This window comes from Streptomyces sp. IMTB 2501 (assembly GCF_001953885.1).
In the GTDB taxonomy this organism is placed as follows: domain Bacteria; phylum Actinomycetota; class Actinomycetes; order Streptomycetales; family Streptomycetaceae; genus Streptomyces.
Genome location: NZ_MQUS01000003.1, coordinates 17551 through 36136 on the forward strand (window position 1 = coordinate 17551; position 18586 = coordinate 36136).

The following is an 18586-nucleotide window of genomic DNA, read 5'->3' on the forward strand; positions in this document are numbered from 1 at the left end:
CCATGATCGAAGACCTCGACCTCGCGCCCGTGGTCGCGGAACAGCCCGACCCGCTGCTGTTCGCGACCGTCTCCGGAGCCCACCTGTACGGCTTCCCGTCGCAGGACTCGGACGTGGACCTGCGGGGCGTCCATCTGCTCCCGGCGGCCGACCTCGTCGGGCTGCACGAGCCGGAGGAGACCCGCTCGCGCGCCTGGGTGCGCTACGGCGTCGAGCTGGACCTCGTCACCCACGACCTGCGCAAGTTCGTCCGGCTGATGCTGCGCCGCAACGGCTACGTTCTGGAGCAGCTGCTCTCACCGCTGGTCGTGCACACCGGCGACACGCACCGGGAGCTGGCCGCGCTCGCCCCTGGAGTCCTCACCGGCCACCACGCCCACCACTACCGGGGGTTCGCGGTGACCCAGTGGCGGCTGTTCGAGAAGACCGGCGAACTCAAGCCGCTGCTCTACACGTTCAGGGTGCTGCTCACGGGCATCCACCTCATGCGCAGCGGCGAGGTCCAGGCCCACCTGCCCACCCTCCTGGAGCAGATCGAGGCACCCGGCTATCTGCCCGAGCTGATAGCCGCCAAGGGGGAGCGGGAGCACGGCATCGCCGACATCCCGCACGCGCGCGTGGAGGCCGACGTGGAGCGCCTGCACGCCGTGCTGGACGAGGCCCAGTCCGCCTCAGCCCTGCCCGACGCGCCCACCGCGTACGACGCCCTGCACGACTTCGTGATACGCGTCCGTCTGCAGCGCTGAGTCCCGGCGTACCCGGAACAGGAAGTCGGCCACGCGCGCGTGGTCCGGCTCGGGCGGGAGCGGGCTGCGGTGCAGGGCCTGCTCCGTCTCCGTGCCCAGCCGGGCCATCCACGCCTCCACCTCGGCCCACGGGACCTCGCCCCGCTTCACCGCGAGCAGCGCCTCGCGCCGGTCGCCGACGTCGATCCGCAGCGCGCCGGTGCGCAGCAGGTCACGAGCGCTCATCAGCAGGCGCAGCAGATGCATGGCGTGCTTCCAGCGCGGGGCGCCCGTCGTACGGATGCCGGCGTCGAGCTTTCTGTGCTGGCCGAGGGCATAGCGGGTGAAGGTGTCGTAGGCCCGGCGGGAGAGGAAGGCCTCGCGCAGCGACAGCAGCTCCCGGCCGGTGTCGTCCAGGTGCTCCACCAGCGGGGAGTGCAGGCACTCCAGGATGTTCGGATTGCCGCGCAGCGCCAGCTCGCAGAACCGCTCCAGCTCCCAGGAGAACTGCTCCTCGCCCGGCCCCTCCACATGCGTCGGCGGCTTCTCGAAGCGCCAGAACAGGGGAGTGGGGGCGAGGAACACACCCCGCCGGTCGGTGTCGCTGGTGTCCGTCGCCAGACCGAAGGCCCGGGAACCCATGACACAGGCGTAAACAGTGTGGTCGCGTACCAGGGTCTCGGGCTGCATGCCGGGAGCGTACGCGGACCGGTCACGTCAGACGGATCGAATTCTTCTCCACCTTGATCGACTTCTCGGGGAGCGGCCTGGTCGCGGGGCCGTGCGCCACCGAGCCGTCGGCGATGTGGAACTTGCTGCCGTGACACGGGCAGTCGATCGTGCCGTTCGCGATGTTGTTCACCGTGCAGCCCAGGTGGGTGCAGATCGCCGAGAAGGCCTTGAACTCGCCCTTCTTCGGCTGCGTGACGACCACCTTCTGATCCTTGAAGATCGTGCCGCCGCCCACGGGGATGCCACTGGTCTTGCCCAGATCCCCGCCGGTGCCGGCGGTCTTGATGTCGCTTGCGCTCTCGGTGCTGCCGCTCGTGCTGGCGCTGCCGCTGCTCTTGGTGCCGCCGCCGCATGCCGCGACGGGCGCGACGATCGCTGCCGCCGCACCCGTCGCCAGAACCGTGCGCCGCTTCACGTCCTCGGTCATGCCGGCCTCCGTACAACCTCGAAATCGATGCATATCGGACACTCCGCATCGTCTCAGCGATCGGGCGGCCCGCACCTGTCGCGCGCGGGCTGACTACCCTGGACGGACCAAGCACAGATCCGCATGTCAGCAGGGAGCAGCGCCGTGGCGGTACGAGCGGTCCGGGGGGCCGTCCAACTGGAGCGGGACGAGGCCGGGCACATGGACGAGCAGGTCGTAGCCCTGCTCATCGCGGTCCTGGAGCGGAACGGACTGAGCACCGACGACCTGATCAGCATCTGGTTCACAGCCACCCCGGACCTGCGCAGCGACTTCCCGGCGGCCGCCGCGCGCAAGCTGGGCATCGTCGACGTGCCGCTGATCTGCGCCCAGGAACTGGACATCGAGGGCGCCATGCCCCGGGTCGTACGGCTCCTCGCGCACATCGAGTCGGACCGGCCCCGAGCCGACATCAACCACGTCTACCTCGGCGCCGCGGCCGCCCTGCGCAAGGACATCGCCCAGTGAGAACCGCACTCGTCATCGGCACCGGCCTCATCGGCACCTCCGCCGCCCTGGCCCTCGTCCAGCGCGGCGTCAACGTCCACCTCGCCGATCACGACCCCGAGCAGGCCCGTACGGCCGCCGCGCTGGGCGCCGGCACCGACGAGGCCCCCGACGGCCCCGTCGACCTCGCGATCGTGGCCGCCCCGCCCGCGCACGTGGCCGGTGTGCTCGCCGACGCCATGCGCCGGGGCGTGGCCCACGGCTATGTCGACGTGGCCAGCGTCAAGGGCGGCCCGCGCCGCGAGCTGGAGGCGCTGGGCCTCGACCTGTCGGCGTACCTCGGCAGCCACCCCATGTCCGGCCGTGAGAAGTCCGGCCCGCTGGCCGCGACCGCCGACCTCTTCGAGGGCCGCCCCTGGGTGCTCACCCCGACCCGGGACACCGACACCGAGGTGCTGAACCTCGCCCTGGAGCTGGTCTCGCACTGCCGCGCCGTGCCGGTCGTCATGGACGCCGACGCGCACGACCGCGCCGTCGCCCTCGTCTCCCACATGCCCCACCTGGTGTCCAGCATGGTCGCCGCGCGCCTGGAGCACGCCGCGGAGGCCGCCGTACGGCTGTGCGGGCAGGGCATCCGGGACGTGACCCGGATCGCCGCCTCCGATCCGCGCATGTGGATCGACATCCTGTCCGCGAACCCCGGCCCGGTCGCCGACCTGCTCTCCGACGTCGCCTCCGACCTGGGCGAGACCGTCGAGGCGCTGCGCGCCCTGCAGTCCTCCGACGAGGCCAAGCGGCGCGAGGGCACCGCCGGCATCGAGGACGTGCTGCGCCGCGGGAACGCGGGCCAGGTGCGGGTGCCGGGCAAGCACGGCAGCGCGCCGCACCGGTACGAGACCGTCGTCGTCCTCATCGACGACCAGCCCGGCCAGCTGGCCCGCATCTTCGCCGACGCGGGACGGGCCGGGGTCAACATCGAGGACGTGCGCATCGAGCACGCGACCGGGCAGCAGGCCGGTCTGGTCCAGCTCATGGTCGAACCGAAGGCGGCGCCGGCGCTGAAGGAGGCGCTGCGGGAGCGGGGCTGGGCGCTGCGGCAGTAGCGCGTCCACAGGCGTCCGGACGAGTGACCCGCACCCAGTAACCTTGTGCGGGGCGCTCTCGCTCCCCGTACCCGCCCACACCGCACCAGGAAGGTGTCCCTCCGTGGAAAACGGCGCCGCCCCGACCGCCCAGCCCGTGATCGTCGCGATCGACGGCCCCTCCGGCACGGGCAAGTCGAGCACGTCGAAGGCCGTCGCCGCGCAGCTCGGTCTGAGCTACCTGGACACCGGCGCCCAGTACCGGGCGATCACCTGGTGGATGGTGACCAACGGCATCGACCTGGAGGACCCGACCGCCGTCGCCGCGGTCGCCGGCAAGCCGGAGATCGTCTCCGGCACCGACCCGGCCCACCCGACCATCACGGTCGACGGCACCGACGTGGCCGGCGCGATCCGCACCCAGGAGGTCACCTCCAAGGTCAGCGCGGTCAGCGCGGTGCCCGAGGTGCGCACCCTGATCACCGAGCTGCAGCGCTCGATCGCCGCCGGCGCGGAGTACGGCATCGTGGTCGAGGGCCGTGACATCGGTACGACCGTCCTCCCGGACGCCGACCTGAAGATCTTCCTCACGGCCTCCCCGGAGGCCCGCGCGGCCCGCCGCAGCGGCGAGCTGAAGGGCGCCGACGTGCACGCCACCCGCGAGGCGCTGATCAAGCGGGACGCGGCCGACTCCTCCCGCAAGACCTCGCCGCTCGCCAAGGCCGGCGACGCGGTCGAGGTGGACACCACCGAGCTCACCCTCGCCCAGGTCATCGAGTGCGTCGTCACCCTGGTCGAGGAGAAGCGGGCCGGGAAGTGAGCCTTCCGTCAGCTCCTGACCAGCAGCCGGAGAAGCCCCCCTCGGAGCGGGGTGCCGAGGTCGGCCGGCGTATCGGCGTCGGCCTGATGTACGGGCTGTGGAAGCCGCGCGTGCTCGGCGCCTGGAAGGTGCCCGCCACCGGCCCGGTGATCTTCGCGGTCAACCACTCCCACAACATCGACGGCCCGATGGTCATGGGGGTTGCACCCCGGCCGACGCACTTCCTGATCAAGAAGGAGGCGTACGTCGGCCCGCTGGGCTCCTTCCTGACCGGCATCGGCCAGCTGAAGGTGGACCGCAGCACCGCCGACCGCGCGGCGATCATCCGGGCCCTCGGTGTGCTGGAGGCCGGGGGCGTGCTGGGCATCTTCCCGGAGGGCACCCGCGGCGAGGGCGACTTCGCCTCGCTGCGCGCCGGGCTCGCCTACTTCGCCGTACGCAGCGGGGCGCCGATCGTGCCCATCGCCGTGATGGGAAGCGCCGAGCGACCCGGACGGTTGATAAAGGCGCTGCCTCCGCTGCGCTCCCGTGTCGACGTCGTCTTCGGCGACCCCTTCGACGCGGGGGACGGGAGCGGGCGGCGCACGCGCAAGGCGCTGGACGAGGCGACCGAGCGCATCCAGAAGCAGCTCACCAGCCACTTGGAAAACGCCAGGCGCCTGACCGGGCGTTAGGGCCTGCCCAGCGGATCGTTCCGGAGACGCGGGGCTGGTCGGATACCGTTGATTTCCTCCGACCTGATCCGCCGGACAGGCCCGAGCGACACTTGAGTAGTGGATCAGCCCAGGCAGGGCTTCTCCACCGATCACCACGAATGAACAACGAGGTACGGACTTCATGAACGACCAGATCCAGCCCGACGGCTCGGACGCGCATGAGCACGCGCACGAGTACGACCACGGGGCGCTCGGCGACGCCGAGTACGCGGAGTTCATGGAGCTCGCCGCGGAAGAGGGCTTCGACATCGAGGACGTCGAGGGCGCCATCGAGGCGGCGGGCCACGGCCCGCTGCCCGTGCTCGCCGTCGTCGGCCGCCCCAATGTCGGCAAGTCGACTCTGGTGAACCGGATGATCGGCCGCCGTGAGGCGGTCGTCGAGGACAAGCCCGGCGTCACCCGCGACCGCGTCACCTACGAGGCCGAGTGGGCCGGCCGCCGCTTCAAGGTCGTCGACACCGGCGGCTGGGAGCAGGACGTCCTCGGCATCGACGCCTCCGTGGCCGCCCAGGCCGAGTACGCGATCGAGGCCTCCGACGCCGTCGTCTTCGTGGTGGACGCCAAGGTCGGCGCGACCGACACCGACGAGGCGGTCGTACGGCTGCTGCGCAAGGCCGGCAAGCCGGTCGTACTGTGCGCCAACAAGGTCGACGGACCGAGCGGCGAGGCCGACGCGGCCTACCTGTGGAACCTCGGCCTCGGCGAGCCGCACCCCGTCTCCGCCCTGCACGGCCGTGGCACCGGCGACATGCTGGACGCCGTCCTGGACGTCCTGCCGGACGCCCCGCGCGAGAGCTTCGGCGGCAGCGGCATCGGCGGCCCGCGCCGCATCGCCCTCATCGGCCGCCCGAACGTCGGCAAGTCCTCCCTGCTGAACAAGGTGGCCGGCGAGGAGCGCGTCGTCGTCAACGAACTGGCGGGCACCACCCGCGACCCGGTCGACGAGATGATCGAACTGGGCGGCAAGACCTGGAAGTTCGTGGACACCGCCGGTATCCGCAAGCGCGTCCACCTCCAGCAGGGCGCCGACTACTACGCCTCCCTGCGCACGGCTGCCGCCGTCGAGAAGGCCGAGGTCGCGGTCGTCCTGATCGACGCCTCCGAGAACATCTCCGTGCAGGACCAGCGGATCATCACCATGGCCGTCGACGCGGGCCGTGCGATGGTCATCGCCTACAACAAGTGGGACACCCTCGACGAGGAGCGCCGCTACTACCTGGAGCGGGAGATCGAGACCGAGCTGGGCCAGGTCACCTGGGCCCCGCGGGTGAACGTCTCGGCGTACACCGGCCGGCACATGGAGAAGCTGGTCCCGGCCATCGAGACCGCCCTCGCCGGCTGGGAGACCCGCGTCCCCACCGGCCGCCTCAACGCCTTCCTCGGCGAGCTGGTCTCGGCCCACCCGCACCCGATCCGGGGCGGCAAGCAGCCGCGCATCCTGTTCGGCACCCAGGCAGGCACCAAGCCCCCGCGCTTCGTGCTCTTCGCCTCCGGCTTCATCGAGGCGGGCTACCGCCGCTTCATCGAGCGCCGGCTGCGCGAGGAGTTCGGCTTCGAGGGCACCCCGATCCACATCTCGGTGCGGGTGCGCGAGAAGCGCGGCGCGAAGAAGAAGTAACGGCTGTACGACGTGAAGGGCGGCACCTGGAGACCGGAGTCCAGGAGCCGCCCTTCAGCGTTCGCCGTCACATGCCCCGGCGCGGTCCGGGAGGCAGCGCCGCCGGAACATGGTGCATACCGGTGTCCTCGTGCTGCCGCCCCAGCGTGCCGATCCGCTGCCACTGCGACTGCTGCCGCGCGCTGTACGCCCCCGCGCTGTAGGCGCTGTACGAGCTGCTGAACGACCCGGCCCGATGCCCGCCGTAGCCGCCCGTACGGTCCGAGAGCTGCCCGAACGGGCTGAACCTCAGTCCCTCCTCCCCGCTCCGGTCACCCGGCAGCGTACGGAAGGCCTTGACCCACTCCGCGTAGAGCGAGTCGTAGATCGGCGTGGGGGAGGCCACACCTTCCTGCCCCGTCCGCGCGGACGGGATGGGGGAGAACAATGACCGGCGGGGAGGAGTGTCGTATGCGTGCACGTATGTCCAAACGACGGCACCCCTAAAGAGATGCGGTTCCACGGCATGCCTTTGGGGGCGCGAGGCCGCATTTGATTTGCGGCTTCAGCCACAACGCACCCGCACCCGCCCCTTTACAGCGGCCCCTCCGCCCCTCAGGCGCAAGAATCACGTACCCGCAAGAGGAAGGGCCGCCCCGACCAGCTTCCCCTGCGCCGCCGCCTTGTCGAGAGACCCCCGCAGCAGGTCCTCCCTCGGCTGCCGCCCGATCGACCCCACCGGCGCCGCGAACATCAGCACCTGCTGGTGCTTGTTCGCCGCGGCCCGCCACCCGTCCGTCACCTGCAGCGGCTGATGCGCCTGCCACCAGGCGACCGGCTGTCCGCCGCTCGCCGAGGGCTGCAGCACCGCATGCAGCTGCCCCATGGCGAGCAGCACCGACCAGCCGTGCAGCACCGGCGGCACGGACGACAGCTCGGTCACCGGCATGAACCCCTGCTCGATGAGCAGCGGAAGGAAGTCGTCGCCGGTCCCGGTGGAGCCGGGGCGCACGATCGCCGAGGTCGGCTCGACGACGAGCGCGGGGTGCAACTCGCCCTCGATCAGCACGAGTCCGCTGGTCACGCCGAGCACCGCCTGCTCGGGCGCGACCTGCTGCGCCGTGCCCGCGGAGGCGGCCACGCCGTCGATGGATCGGACGGCGCCCCGCAACTGCTCCTCGGTGACCTGGACGACCTGCGAGGGCAGGCAGCTGGCGTGGGCGAAGGCGAGCACGGCGGTCTCGTCGCCGACGAACAGAACGGTGCTGGTGCGCTCCTGCTCGGAGTCGCCCGGGGTGCGGCAGGAGGTGCAGTCGTAACTGCCCGGTGCGTTCTCTCCGGCGAGCAGCCGGTCGGCTTCTTCGTCGCCGATCTCGGCGCGTACGGCGTCACTGACGTCGAGCATGCGCGGCACGGTGGCTCCCTCGGGATGCGGTGCTGGGTCGACCGGGTGGCTCCCGGCCGATGAGTCCCGGGGTTCCGGGCTCATGAAGAAGACAACGGACGTCCTGTGGTGGGAGTCACGCTCTGGGGACAACCGGTTCGCACCAACCACCGCGCACGGTCACATCATGTGCGGAATGCGCTACTCACCGTCAACTCGTCGTCAAGTCAAGGAACTTGAAGGGGTGAAGTGGCTCACAGGTCGCTTCGGTCGGTGGTTGATAAATCAGGAAATCCAGGGATGTAGTGGGTGGCCGAAAATCGTCGATACCCGCGGTAACAGGCAACTGGCCTGGAATGACGGGGAGTTGGTTGATTCCGGGCGCTGGTCCTCCCTAAATTCCTCCGCCGTGTGCAACGAGCACCGCCTGGGTGCGTCCGACGCCCGGCACCGGCAGAGCAGCAACGCCGGTACCGGCCACGCGGACGGGGCGGGCACGAGGAACCGCGGTCCTGCGCGGCGAGACGTGCACCGCCTGGGGGAGCCCGGGTTCGTGGAGAGGGAATTACATGTCCGAGTGTGCCGATACCACCCGCAACGCCGCCCGTCACGACGGCTCCCGCAAGGGCCGTACGACGGCCGCGCTCGCCGGAGCCGCGCTGCTCGCCCCGCTGGGGCTGCTGGCCGCGACCGGCAACGCCGCGGCGGCGGACAACGGGGTGTGGGACCGCATCGCCCAGTGCGAGAGCGGCGGCAACTGGCACATCAACACCGGCAACGGCTACTACGGCGGGCTCCAGTTCTCCGCCGGCACCTGGCGCGCGTACGGCGGCACCGCCTATGCCCCGACGGCCGACGAGGCCTCCAGGAGCGCGCAGATCGCCGTCGCCACCCAGGTTCAGCAGGCCCAGGGCTGGGGTGCCTGGCCGGTCTGCTCGGGCCGCGCCGGAGCCTCCGGCGCCGCCCCCGCGGCGGACCACACCGGTTCCTCCGGTACGACGGCCTCGACGGGCAGCGAGACGACGAAGTCCGCCCCGACGCGGTCCGCACCGTCGAACTCCGCTCCGGCGAACACGCCGGAACGCCCGGCGGCCCACACCGGCCGCGGTGACTCCCGCGGTGACTACATCGTCCGCGAGGGCGACACGCTGAGCGCCATCGCCGCCCGGCACGGGACCACCTGGCAGCGGATCTACGCCGCCAACAAGAAGGTCGTCGGCGACGACCCGAACCTGATCGTGCCCGGCCAGCGCCTCGCGCTCTGAAGCACCCTTCAGGTCGAGCACGCTGTGAGGACGGCCGCTGCCCATCGAGGACAGCGGCTGTCCGCATCCCCTGGCAGACTCGGCCCCATGTTGGAGACCTCGGCACGCCTGCTGCGCCTGCTCTCGCTGCTCCAGGCCCACCGCGAATGGTCCGGCGCCGGACTCGCCGAACAGCTCGGTGTCACCCCGCGCACCGTCCGCCGGGACGTGGACCGGCTGCGCGAGCTGGGCTACCCGGTCAACGCCAGCCCCGGCTCCGGCGGCGGCTACCAGCTGGGCGCGGGCGCCGAACTCCCGCCGCTGCTGCTGGACGACGACGAGGCCGTCGCCGTCGCGGTCGGTCTGCGCACGGCCGCGAGCCAGGGCATCGAGGGCATCGGCGAGACCTCCGTACGCGCCCTCGCCAAGCTGGAACAGGTGCTGCCGAACCGGCTGCAACGCCGGGTGAGCGCCCTCAACGCCTTCACCGTGCCGATGCTGCGCGGCGGCCCGCCGGCCGACGCCGTCGACCCGGCGCTGCTCACCGAACTGGCGCACCTGTGCCGGGACGCCGAGCGGCTGCGCTTCGAGTACCGCACCCACGACGGCGCGGACAGCCGCCGTACCGTCGAGCCGCACCGGCTGGTCTGCACCGAGCGGCGCTGGTATCTGGTCGCCTGGGACGTCGACCGGGCGGACTGGCGGACGTTCCGCGTCGACCGCATCACACCCAGGCCGCCGCACGGGCCCCGCTTCACCCCGCGCGAGCCGCCCGCCGAGGATCTGGCCGCCTATGTCTCGAAGGGCGTCTCCACGCGCGCGTACGCCGCACACTCCGTCGTACGGCTGCTGGTGCCGCTGCACGAGGCCGCCGCGCGGATCTCACCGTCCATGGGGACGCTGGAGGCCGACGGCGCGGACGCCTGCATCCTGCGCTCCGGCGCGGCGAACCCGGAGGTGATGGTCGTTCACCTCATGATGCCGGGCTTCCCGTTCGAGGTGATCGAGCCCGCCGGGCTGACCGAGGCGATCAGAGCGATCCGGGACCGGCTGGACGCGGCGCTGGCGCGGTCCGCGGAGCCCGTCTGACAGGGGTCACGGCGGCCGTGTGTGGAATCCGTGAAATTCCTATGCGGTGTCAGCAGCCTCTGCATCACGCCGGATTGCACGGGAAATCACGTTCCAGGCTCCGCTTGGATCATCGCCGCCCTTTTCGCGGGGTAATTCCAAGGGGTGCTCGGTGGCGCCTGAAATTCCGCTCGATTCCCCCGGTGAGCCCAACGGAAACCCTCGTACGTGTGACTCGGCGCGACAGAATCGGAGCCGGGAAGCTGTGACAGAAGTGTGACCGTACGTGGATACGACTCTTACCCGGCCGTGCCCGGCTTCCGTGACCGCCGGTTGCGGCCTAGCGTGGCGGCATGGCACCCATTCCCACTCCGCCGACGGAGCCGCAGGACAGCCCGGACGGGTACGTCGGCCTCGACGCCGCGAACGCCGAGCTGCTCGCCCGGCAGCGCGGATGGTCGACCGTACGGTCGCTGCCGCCGGGCGCGATCATCACCATGGAGTACCGGGTGGGACGTCTGAACTTCGAGGTGCGCGACGGCCGGGTGGCCCGCGCCTGGAAGGGGTGACGCTCCGCTCGGTGCAGGCCCGCACAGGACGACGGCCCCGCTTCCCTCTGCCGGGAAGCGGGGCCGTCGCTGTGGCGCGGGGCGGTTGTGCGTACCGAGCCCCGTCGCCGTGCGAGCCGTCAGCCGCCGGTCAGCGGCCGGGCCGGCTGGGTGGTGCCGCGCGGGAGGCGGTGGTCGGTGTGCGGTGGGCGGCGGCTGCCCACCGGGGTGACCGGGGTGCGTTCCGAACGGGTCGTGTGCGGTCCCGGGGCCAGATGCGCCATCGCTCGGGCGGCGCGGGCCGAGGTGACCGGCTCGCGCGCCGGGGTCGGCTGCTCGTCCGGTGCGCCGCGCGGCCTGAGCACCACCGGCGTGACCGGGACGACCGGTTCGGGCACGGGCCGGCTGCGGCGGCCGCGCCAGCGGTCGCGCAGATCGAACAGCGCGGTCTCGGTCCTGGCGATCAGCGGCTCGAACCACGGCAGGGCGAGCAGGATCAGCAGGCCCGCGGCCCAGCCCAGCAGCACGTCGCTCAGCCAGTGCGTACCGAGGTAGACGGTGGTGAGGCCGACGCCCAGCGCCGTGATCGCGGACAGCGCGGACAGCCAGCGGCGCGCTCTCGGGGTGGAGGCCAGATAGGCCAGGATGCCCCAGGTCACGACCGCGTTGGCGGTGTGGCCGCTGGGGAATATATCGCCGCCCAGGCCCATCTCGTTCGAGCCGATCACGGTCGCGTAGTGCGGACCGAGGCGCCCCATCCCGAGTTTGGCGGCGCCGACCGTGATGTTCAGCAGCAGCAGCGAGGCGGCCAGGGTGAGCAGTGGGCGCAGGGTGTGCTGCCGCCAGGAGCGCCAGCCGAGCCAGGCCGCGACCATCACCGCGGTGGGGCCGCGCTGGCCGAGCACCACGTAGTAGTCGAGGAAGGCATGGATCTGCGGCCACTGCTGGTACGGCCGGAAGAACATGACCTGCCAGTCGAGCCGGACCAGCCAGGACGTGATCACGACGGCCCACACGATCGCCAGGTAGAAAGCCAGGGTCGCGGTGAAGAGAACGACCCGGTGCCGGCTCATCCTTGGCACATCGATGTGGGCCGGTCGTTCCGGCTCACGGTCGAGTCTGGCGAACACCCGGTCCAGACGCCGGGTGAGGTTTCGTTCGGTACGCACCCAATCGACGTTACAGCGAGTGAGCTGTGAACCCCGTCGAAACAGTGGGTTTGTGATGACGATGTGATGTGGCAAACCTCTCAAGGGCGGTCCGAATTCCCGGGATTCCGCAATCTCGTGAGGTGCTTCCGCTCAATTCCTTTGATCATGCCGGACGTTGTTTATATGGCGCTTATGAATACGTTAACCCCACCCTGGGGCGGAATTTTCCGGAGCGTCATCGGGCCGCCGATGTCGATCATGGAGGACCGGAACCGTTCAGCCAGAACGCCCCGTAGATCGCTGCCGCGCCCGCCAACATGGCCGTGACCAGCACGGATCGGCGCGTCCGCAGCCCGGCGAGGGCACCGGCGAGCGGCAGCAGCAACGGGAAGGCGGGCATCAGCAGCCGTGGCTTGGAGCCGAAGTAGCTCGACGCGCACAGCGCGAGCGCGAGGACGACACCGGTGTACACCAGCAGTTCGACCGGCTGGCGCCGGCGGATCCCGGCGACGTACAGCCAGAGCACCAGGGCGACCCCGATGATCAGGCCGACGCCCGCGAGGGCGGACGGAAATGACGTGAACTTGTCGGCCACGAAGCGTGCGAATGCGTAGCCTCCGTCGAACCCATTGCGCCATCCGGCCTGTACGTCCAGGTACCCGAAAAGTCCCTTCCCGGTCCGCCGGCCGACCCAGAGCACGTAACCGGCGGTCCCGAGCGGCGCGATGAACATGCCGAGCACCCGGCGGCAGGCAGGGGCGGATGAGGCGAACGGTGCGATCGGGGCCTGTGCGCCCGGAGTGAGAGCCGGGGCGTGTGTGCCATCAAGCGCGCTGGGCGTGTGCGCCGGGGTGCGTTCGGTGTGGTGCGCGCCTGGTGCGGACGTCGTGCTCCGGTCTCGCACGAACGAGAGCACGCCCGTCACCCACACCGCCGTGACCACCGCCGCCCCGACCGGCCGGGTCAGCCCCGCCAGGGCGGCCAGCGTGCCGGCCCAGACCCAGCGGCCGGTCAGCAGCGCGTACAGCGACCAGGCCGCCAGCGCTGTGAACAGCGACTCGCTGTACGCCATCGACTGCACGATCCCGACCGGCAGCACGGCCCACAGCAGGACGGCGCAGATCCCCACCCTGGGGCCGTACACCCGGTCGGCGACCGCGAAGATCCCGCAGGCCGCCGCGAGCGAGGCGAGCAGGCTGACCACGAAACCGGCGCCCGCGTACGACAGCGGCGTGACCGCGTGCAGCGACCGCTCCAGCCACGGCAGCAGCGGGAAGAACGCCAGATTGGAGTGCACGTCGCCGTTCGGCAGCCGTACCTCGTAGCCGTACCCCAGCTCGGCGACCCGGGTGTACCAGAGCGAGTCCCAGCGCCCGGTCAGCAAGGTGTACGCGCTCTTGCCACGCGCGGCGCTCCACACCGCCAGCACCACCAGCCCGAGGGCGCGGACCGCCGCATAGCCCAGCAGGGCCGGAGCCGCCCGGCGCGGAAGTGGGGCGCGGGGTGACGCCACGCGCGTTTCAAGATCGCTCACGGACTCGATTATCGACCGGCGGTGGAACCGCACCGTCCCCGGGGGCGTGGTCAAGACAGAACGGTGTGGGGTACGCCACAAGGGTTCCCGTATGCGTGTGAGAGCTCTGCCACGTGACCCCGTGGCGGACTCGCGTACGCTGACGAGTCACCCGCGTGGGTTCGCGCGGGCCGGAGACCCCGCTCCTCTCCGGCCGTACGACAGGGAGTCCCCACCCCGTCGCTCCGCCCCACGCGCGGCACATCTGGGAGGTACGCGCATGTCCGGGACGACCACGGCTGCCGTTCGGCCGCGCCGTCCGGAGGCCGGTGCCGACGCGAGCCGCTGGGTCGTTCTCGTCGTCCTGTGCGTCAGCCTGCTGCTCGTCGCCGTCGACGCGACCGTGCTGCATGTGGCGGTCCCCGCCGTCACCCAGGACCTCAGGCCCGGTGCCCTGGAACTGCTCTGGATCGTCGACGTCTATCCGCTGGTCTGTGCCTCGCTGCTGATTCTCTTCGGCACCCTCGGCGACCGGATCGGCCGCCGTCGCGTTCTGCTGCTCGGCTACGGCCTGTTCGGCGTCGCCTCCGCCGTGGCCGCCTTCGCGCCGACGGCCGAGACACTGATCCTCGCCCGCGCCCTGCTCGGCGTGGGCGGCGCCATGATCATGCCGGCGACCCTGTCGATCCTGCGTCAGGTCTTCCCCGACCGGCGCGAGCGCGCGCTCGCCGTCGGCATCTGGAGCGCGGTGGCCGCCGTCGGCGCGGCCGTCGGTCCACTGCTCGGCGGCTTTCTGCTGGAGCACTTCTGGTGGGGCGCGGTCTTCCTGGTCAACATCCCGCTGATGCTGGTCAGCCTGCCGGTCGGCCGGATCCTGCTGCCCGAGTCCCGCGGCGGGCGGAGCGGCCCCTGGGACGTCGTCGGCGCCCTGATGGCGGCCGGCGGTCTCTTCGGCGCCGTCCTCGGCGTGAAGCAGCTGGGCGGCGGAGGGCCCCCGCTGAGCCCGTTCACCGTGCTGCCCCTGCTGGCCGGCGCGACCCTTCTCCTCCTCTTCGTACGACGGCAGCGGCGGCACCCGCATCCGCTGGTGGACCTCAGGATGTTCCGCCGGCCCGCGTTCAGCACCTCGGTGGGCTGCATCGTGCTGGCGATGCTCGCGCTCGTCGGCCTGGAGCTGATCGCCGCCCAGTATCTGCAACTGGTCCTCGGGCTCTCCCCGCTGCAGACCGGCCTCAGGCTGCTGCCCCTGACCGTCGCGGCGATGGCGGCCGGCCTCGCGGGCGCACGGCTGCTGCGCCGTTTCGGGCCGCGCCGGATGGTCTGCGTCGGCTTCCTGCTGACCGCCGCCGCGGTCCTGACACTCACCGCGATGGGCACCGCCGACAACGCGCCGCTGCTGCTGGGCGGGTTCGTGGTGCTCGGCTTCGGTCTTGAGACCACGCTCTTCGGGGCCTACGAGTCGATGCTCAGCGAGTCCCCGGCCGAGCAGGCTGGTGGCGCGGCGGCGATCGGCGAGACCTCGTACCAACTCGGTGCCGGCATCGGCATCGCGCTGCTCGGCACCGTGATGAACGCGGCCTACGCCCCCAATCTGCGCTCGGTGCCGGGCGTCCCGCGGCACGCGTCGGACGCGGCGGGGCACTCGCTCGGCGAGGCCTACGCCGTCGCCGGACGCCTCGGCGGGTCCGCCGGGGCGGCGCTGCGCCGGGCCGCACGGGACTCCTTCGTGCACGGACTGCATGTGACGCTGCTGGTGAGCGCGGGCCTGTTGCTGCTGGGCGCGGTGATGGCGCTGCGGCTGCCGCGGGTCATGCAGTGCGGCGCGGAGCCGGTGGTGGCGGTGGAGCTGCCCGCGCCCCGGGAAGTCGCGGAGTCCCGTGTCACGGCCTGACGCACTGGACGTGGGCGACACCGCACCGTAACGTCGGCGTCGATCCGTGGCTAGCGGTGCTAGTTTTCTTGTGTGCCGGAGGGTGTCCCATGTCCGCGTCCTCGAAGTTGCCCCCCTTCGATCCCGCCGACCCGCTCGGGATCGACGACCTGCTGGAACCGGAGGACCTGGCCATCCGGGACACCGTCCGCGGCTGGGCCGCCGACCGGGTGCTGCCCCATGTCGCCGACTGGTACGAGAAGGGCGAGCTGCCCGGCATCCGGGACCTCGCCCGCGAACTCGGCTCCCTCGGCGCTCTCGGCATGTCCCTGACCGGGTACGGCTGCGCCGGCGCCACGGCCGTGCAGTACGGCCTGGCCTGCCTGGAGCTGGAGGCGGCGGACTCGGGTATCCGGTCCCTGGTCTCCGTACAGGGCTCCCTCGCCATGTACGCGATCCACCGGTTCGGCAGCGAGGAGCAGAAGCAGGAGTGGCTGCCGCGCATGGCGGCCGGCGAGGTGATCGGCTGCTTCGGGCTGACCGAGCCCGACCACGGCTCCGACCCCGCCTCGATGCGCACCCACGCCAAACGCGACGGCGACGACTGGGTGCTCAGCGGCCGCAAGATGTGGATCACCAACGGGTCGGTCGCCGGGGTGGCCGTCGTCTGGGCGCAGACCGAGGACGGCATCCGCGGCTTCGTCGTGCCCACCGGCAGCCCCGGTTTCGCGGCACCCGAGATCAAGCACAAGTGGTCCCTGCGCGCCTCGGTCACCAGCGAATTGGTGATGGACGACGTACGGCTGCCCGCAACCGCCGTACTCCCGGAGGTCACCGGACTGCGCGGCCCGCTCAGCTGTCTGTCCCACGCCCGGTACGGCATCGTCTGGGGCGCGATGGGCGCGGCGCGCAGCAGCTTCGAGGCGGCGCTGGACTACGCGAAGACCCGGGAGCAGTTCGGGCGGCCCATCGGCGGCTTCCAGCTCACCCAGGCCAAGCTCGCGGACATGGCGGTCGAACTGCACAAGGGGATTCTGCTCGCCCACCATCTGGGGCGGCGGATGGACGCCGGCCGCCTGCGTCCCGAGCAGGTCAGCTTCGGCAAGCTCAACAACGTCCGCGAGGCGATCGAGATCTGCCGTACGGCGCGGACGATCCTCGGGGCCAACGGGATCTCCCTCGAATACCCCGTGATGCGGCACGCGACCAACCTTGAGTCGGTGCTCACCTACGAGGGCACCGTCGAGATGCACCAGCTCGTGCTGGGCAAGGCGCTCACCGGGCTCGACGCCTTCCGGTGAGGCCCCGGGCGGGCAGGGCCGGCGAGCGGCCCTGCCTCAGCTCTGGTTGAAGAATCCGTCGTCGCGGTGGGTGGACGCCTCACTGCTGACGATCTCCGTGTCGGCGGGCGTCAGCAGGAACACCCGGTTGGACACGCGGTCGATCGAGCCGCGCAGACCGAAGATCAGCCCCGCCGCGAAGTCCACCACGCGCTTGGCGTCGGCGGGCTCCATCGCCGTGAGGTTCATGATGACCGGGACGCCGTCCCGGAACAGTTCGCCGATGGCGCGGGCGTCCCGGAAGCTGTCCGGGGTGACCGTGCCGATCCGGCGGCCCTTCTCCTCGGCCGTGTCCGTGGCCACCTTCACCCGGGGGTCCGTGACCCAGGCGTCCCCTGACTCGGAGCCCTCGGAGTACTCGTCGTCGTAGTAACGCTCGTCATCGTTGTCGTCGACGAGGCCGAGCCACGCACTCGCCTTGCGTACCGATCCCATGGACGCCTCCTCTCACAGCGGTCTTTCGTGCTTTCCGCATCCCTATGGTCATCCATGATGCGGACGGTGCGCCAAGTGGATAGACGCCGCCCGGGGAGTTTGTGACGGTACTGGTGCACAGACGATCCGTCGAGAGTCCTTGTATCCCAAGGGTCCCGACTCGTACGGCTGCTGACTGAGAGTGAAATATGATTGTCGGCGGCGGATGGGTGATCATCGGCGCGTACGGGTGAACGCCAACGTCGTACCACATCACGGGGGATCGTCGTGTTCGGAATCGTCAGACCGTGCGCTCATCGGCTCGGTGAACGCCTCAAGACCGAGTGGATGGCGCATTTGTGCGGGCTCTGTCTCGCACTGCGCCGCGACCACGGCCAGTTCGCACGGATCGTGACGAACTATGACGGCCTGCTCATATCGGTTCTGACGGATGCTCAGACGGGCCCGACCCTCGACGGCCGCCGTACGGCCGGGCCGTGCGCGCTGCGCGGGATGCGCACCGCGTCCGTCGCCCAGGGCGAGGGGGCGCGGCTCGCCGCCGCGGTCTCGCTGGTGCTCGCCGCGGCGAAGGTCCGCGATCATGTCGCCGACGGGGACGGGCTGCTGGCCCGCAGACCGGTGGCCGCGGCCGCGCGCCGGGTCGCCGTGGGCTGGGGCAACGCCGGTGCCCGCAGCGGCTCCGCGGTCGGCTTCGACACCGGTGTCCTCGTCGAGGCCGTCGATCGGCAGCTCGGTCTGGAGACCCTCGCCGGGTACGGCACACCGATCCTGACCGTCACCGAGCCGACCGAGACCGCCACCGCCGCCGCCTTCGCCCACACCGCGGTGCTGGCCGGACGGCCGGACAACGCACAGCCGCTCGCGGAGGCCGGACGGCTCTTCGGGCGGCTCGCGCATCTCCTGGACGCCGTGGAGGACCAGCGCACCGACGCGTTGTCGGGCGCCTGGAACCCGCTCACCGCCACGGGCACTTCGCGGACCGAGGTCCGCCGGCTCGCCGACGACGCCCTGCACGGCATCCGCCTCGCCCTGCGCGAGGCCGAGTTCGCCGACGGCAAGCTCGTCCATCTGCTGCTCGTGCACGAGCTGGGACGGTCCGTGGACCGGGCGTTCGGCAGCTCGTCGTGCGGACACGCGCCCGAGGCCGCGTTCGGGCCGCCGCCCGGCCACCACGCGCCCGACGCGCCCCAGCACCCGTACGGCCATCCCTTCGGCCAGCCGCCGCGCCCGGACAAGCGGGGTTTCTGGGCCGGTTGCGCGGCCGCCCTCGGCCTGTGCTGCACCTGCAAGGTGTGCTGCGCCGACGAGTTCGAGGGCCCCTGGTCGCGGAAGAGGCGCGAGGGCTGCTGCGCCGACTGCGACTGTGACTGTGACGCGTCGTGCTGCGAGGCCTGTCAGTGCTGCGAGTGCTGTGAATGCTGCTCGTGCTGTGACTGCGGTCTGTGACC

At 71.3% G+C, this 18586-nt stretch carries 18 protein-coding genes and 1 pseudogene; 12 read left to right on the forward strand and 7 right to left on the reverse strand.

Annotated features, from left to right (window positions below):
• Positions 1-2 precede the first annotated feature (2 nt).
• A complete protein-coding gene (locus AV521_RS06500) occupies positions 3-746 on the forward strand; it encodes a DNA polymerase beta superfamily protein (protein ID WP_076084799.1) in 744 nt (247 codons plus the stop codon).
• On the opposite strand, the gene AV521_RS06505 is transcribed toward AV521_RS06500, so the two are convergent.
• Positions 672-1415: a DNA polymerase beta superfamily protein gene (locus AV521_RS06505; protein ID WP_076084802.1), complete on the reverse strand. Its 744-nt coding sequence runs from the start codon at positions 1413-1415 to the stop codon at positions 672-674. The genes AV521_RS06500 and AV521_RS06505 overlap by 75 nt on opposite strands.
• Before the next feature lie 22 nt (positions 1416-1437).
• The gene (locus tag AV521_RS06510) at positions 1438-1884 is read right to left on the reverse strand and encodes a Rieske (2Fe-2S) protein (protein WP_076084805.1); all 447 of its coding nucleotides are present in this window, start codon (positions 1882-1884) and stop codon (positions 1438-1440) included.
• A 144-nt stretch (positions 1885-2028) separates the two neighbouring features.
• On the opposite strand from AV521_RS06510, the gene aroH reads away from it, so the two are divergent.
• From aroH to der, 5 genes are all read left to right on the forward strand, one after another.
• Entirely contained in the window at positions 2029-2391 is a 363-nt protein-coding gene (gene aroH / locus AV521_RS06515; RefSeq protein WP_076084807.1) for a chorismate mutase, read from the forward strand.
• Positions 2388-3473, forward strand: coding sequence for a prephenate dehydrogenase (locus tag AV521_RS06520; protein ID WP_076084810.1), 1086 nt, complete (start codon positions 2388-2390; stop codon positions 3471-3473). Before aroH ends, AV521_RS06520 begins: the two co-directional genes overlap by 4 nt.
• 103 nt (positions 3474-3576) lie before the next feature.
• Positions 3577-4272: a (d)CMP kinase gene (gene cmk, locus AV521_RS06525; protein WP_076084813.1), complete on the forward strand. Its 696-nt coding sequence runs from the start codon at positions 3577-3579 to the stop codon at positions 4270-4272.
• An 86-nt stretch (positions 4273-4358) separates the two neighbouring features.
• Positions 4359-4946, forward strand: a complete 588-nt coding sequence (locus AV521_RS06530) for a 1-acyl-sn-glycerol-3-phosphate acyltransferase (protein ID WP_076085781.1) — start codon at positions 4359-4361, stop codon at positions 4944-4946.
• A gap of 163 nt (positions 4947-5109) precedes the next feature.
• Entirely contained in the window at positions 5110-6606 is a 1497-nt protein-coding gene (der, locus tag AV521_RS06535) for a ribosome biogenesis GTPase Der (protein ID WP_076084816.1), read from the forward strand.
• Positions 6607-6673: 67 nt separating this feature from the next.
• Here the strand turns inward: der and AV521_RS06540 are convergent, their stop codons facing one another.
• Complete coding sequence (locus AV521_RS06540; protein WP_076084819.1) at positions 6674-7066, reverse strand: hypothetical protein; 393 nt, start codon at positions 7064-7066, stop codon at positions 6674-6676.
• A 147-nt stretch (positions 7067-7213) separates the two neighbouring features.
• On the reverse strand, positions 7214-7999 hold the full coding sequence (locus AV521_RS06545; protein WP_076084822.1) for a hypothetical protein: 786 nt from the start codon (positions 7997-7999) through the stop codon (positions 7214-7216).
• Positions 8000-8538: 539 nt separating this feature from the next.
• Between AV521_RS06545 and AV521_RS06550 the strand changes: the two genes are divergently transcribed.
• The 3 genes and pseudogenes from AV521_RS06550 to AV521_RS06560 all read left to right on the forward strand — a co-directional run bounded on the left by AV521_RS06550 (position 8539) and on the right by AV521_RS06560 (position 10850).
• A complete protein-coding gene (locus AV521_RS06550) occupies positions 8539-9234 on the forward strand; it encodes a transglycosylase family protein (protein ID WP_076084825.1) in 696 nt (231 codons plus the stop codon).
• A gap of 87 nt (positions 9235-9321) precedes the next feature.
• A pseudogene (locus AV521_RS06555) lies at positions 9322-10290 on the forward strand (helix-turn-helix transcriptional regulator); the annotation flags it as partial.
• Between the two features lie 344 nt (positions 10291-10634).
• Positions 10635-10850 (forward strand): I78 family peptidase inhibitor, encoded by a 216-nt coding sequence (locus AV521_RS06560; RefSeq protein WP_076084831.1) that lies wholly within the window; start codon positions 10635-10637, stop codon positions 10848-10850.
• A gap of 119 nt (positions 10851-10969) precedes the next feature.
• Here the strand turns inward: AV521_RS06560 and AV521_RS06565 are convergent, their stop codons facing one another.
• Together AV521_RS06565 and AV521_RS06570 are read right to left on the reverse strand one after the other, a co-directional pair.
• A complete protein-coding gene (locus tag AV521_RS06565; protein ID WP_076084834.1) occupies positions 10970-11998 on the reverse strand; it encodes a phosphatase PAP2 family protein in 1029 nt (342 codons plus the stop codon).
• 238 nt (positions 11999-12236) lie between these two features.
• Positions 12237-13514, reverse strand: a complete 1278-nt coding sequence (locus tag AV521_RS06570) for a mannosyltransferase family protein (RefSeq protein WP_076084837.1) — start codon at positions 13512-13514, stop codon at positions 12237-12239.
• A gap of 259 nt (positions 13515-13773) precedes the next feature.
• On the opposite strand from AV521_RS06570, the gene AV521_RS06580 reads away from it, so the two are divergent.
• Together AV521_RS06580 and AV521_RS06585 are read left to right on the forward strand one after the other, a co-directional pair.
• A complete protein-coding gene (locus tag AV521_RS06580; protein ID WP_076084843.1) occupies positions 13774-15384 on the forward strand; it encodes an MFS transporter in 1611 nt (536 codons plus the stop codon).
• 89 nt (positions 15385-15473) lie between these two features.
• On the forward strand, positions 15474-16664 hold the full coding sequence (locus AV521_RS06585) for an acyl-CoA dehydrogenase family protein (protein WP_076084846.1): 1191 nt from the start codon (positions 15474-15476) through the stop codon (positions 16662-16664).
• 36 nt (positions 16665-16700) lie between these two features.
• Here the strand turns inward: AV521_RS06585 and AV521_RS06590 are convergent, their stop codons facing one another.
• Positions 16701-17138 carry a cell division protein SepF gene (locus AV521_RS06590; RefSeq protein WP_076084849.1) on the reverse strand — a complete coding sequence of 146 codons (438 nt, stop codon included), beginning with the start codon at positions 17136-17138 and terminating at the stop codon, positions 16701-16703.
• Between the two features lie 267 nt (positions 17139-17405).
• On the opposite strand from AV521_RS06590, the gene AV521_RS06595 reads away from it, so the two are divergent.
• Positions 17406-18584, forward strand: coding sequence for a DUF5685 family protein (locus AV521_RS06595; protein ID WP_076084852.1), 1179 nt, complete (start codon positions 17406-17408; stop codon positions 18582-18584).
• Positions 18585-18586 lie beyond the last annotated feature (2 nt).

What these genes read in the sequence shown, in the direction of transcription:
- AV521_RS06500 (WP_076084799.1), top strand. Translation starts at nt 3, where the DNA reads ATGATCGAAGACCTCGACCTCGCGCCCGTGGTCGCGGAACAGCCCGAC.
- AV521_RS06590 (WP_076084849.1), bottom strand. Translation starts at nt 17,138, where the DNA reads ATGGGATCGGTACGCAAGGCGAGTGCGTGGCTCGGCCTCGTCGACGAC.
- AV521_RS06530 (WP_076085781.1), top strand. Translation starts at nt 4,359, where the DNA reads ATGTACGGGCTGTGGAAGCCGCGCGTGCTCGGCGCCTGGAAGGTGCCC.
- AV521_RS06550 (WP_076084825.1), top strand. Translation starts at nt 8,539, where the DNA reads ATGTCCGAGTGTGCCGATACCACCCGCAACGCCGCCCGTCACGACGGC.
- der (WP_076084816.1), top strand. Translation starts at nt 5,110, where the DNA reads ATGAACGACCAGATCCAGCCCGACGGCTCGGACGCGCATGAGCACGCG.
- AV521_RS06560 (WP_076084831.1), top strand. Translation starts at nt 10,635, where the DNA reads ATGGCACCCATTCCCACTCCGCCGACGGAGCCGCAGGACAGCCCGGAC.
- AV521_RS06505 (WP_076084802.1), bottom strand. Translation starts at nt 1,415, where the DNA reads ATGCAGCCCGAGACCCTGGTACGCGACCACACTGTTTACGCCTGTGTC.
- AV521_RS06510 (WP_076084805.1), bottom strand. Translation starts at nt 1,884, where the DNA reads ATGACCGAGGACGTGAAGCGGCGCACGGTTCTGGCGACGGGTGCGGCG.
- AV521_RS06580 (WP_076084843.1), top strand. Translation starts at nt 13,774, where the DNA reads ATGTCCGGGACGACCACGGCTGCCGTTCGGCCGCGCCGTCCGGAGGCC.
- AV521_RS06585 (WP_076084846.1), top strand. Translation starts at nt 15,474, where the DNA reads ATGTCCGCGTCCTCGAAGTTGCCCCCCTTCGATCCCGCCGACCCGCTC.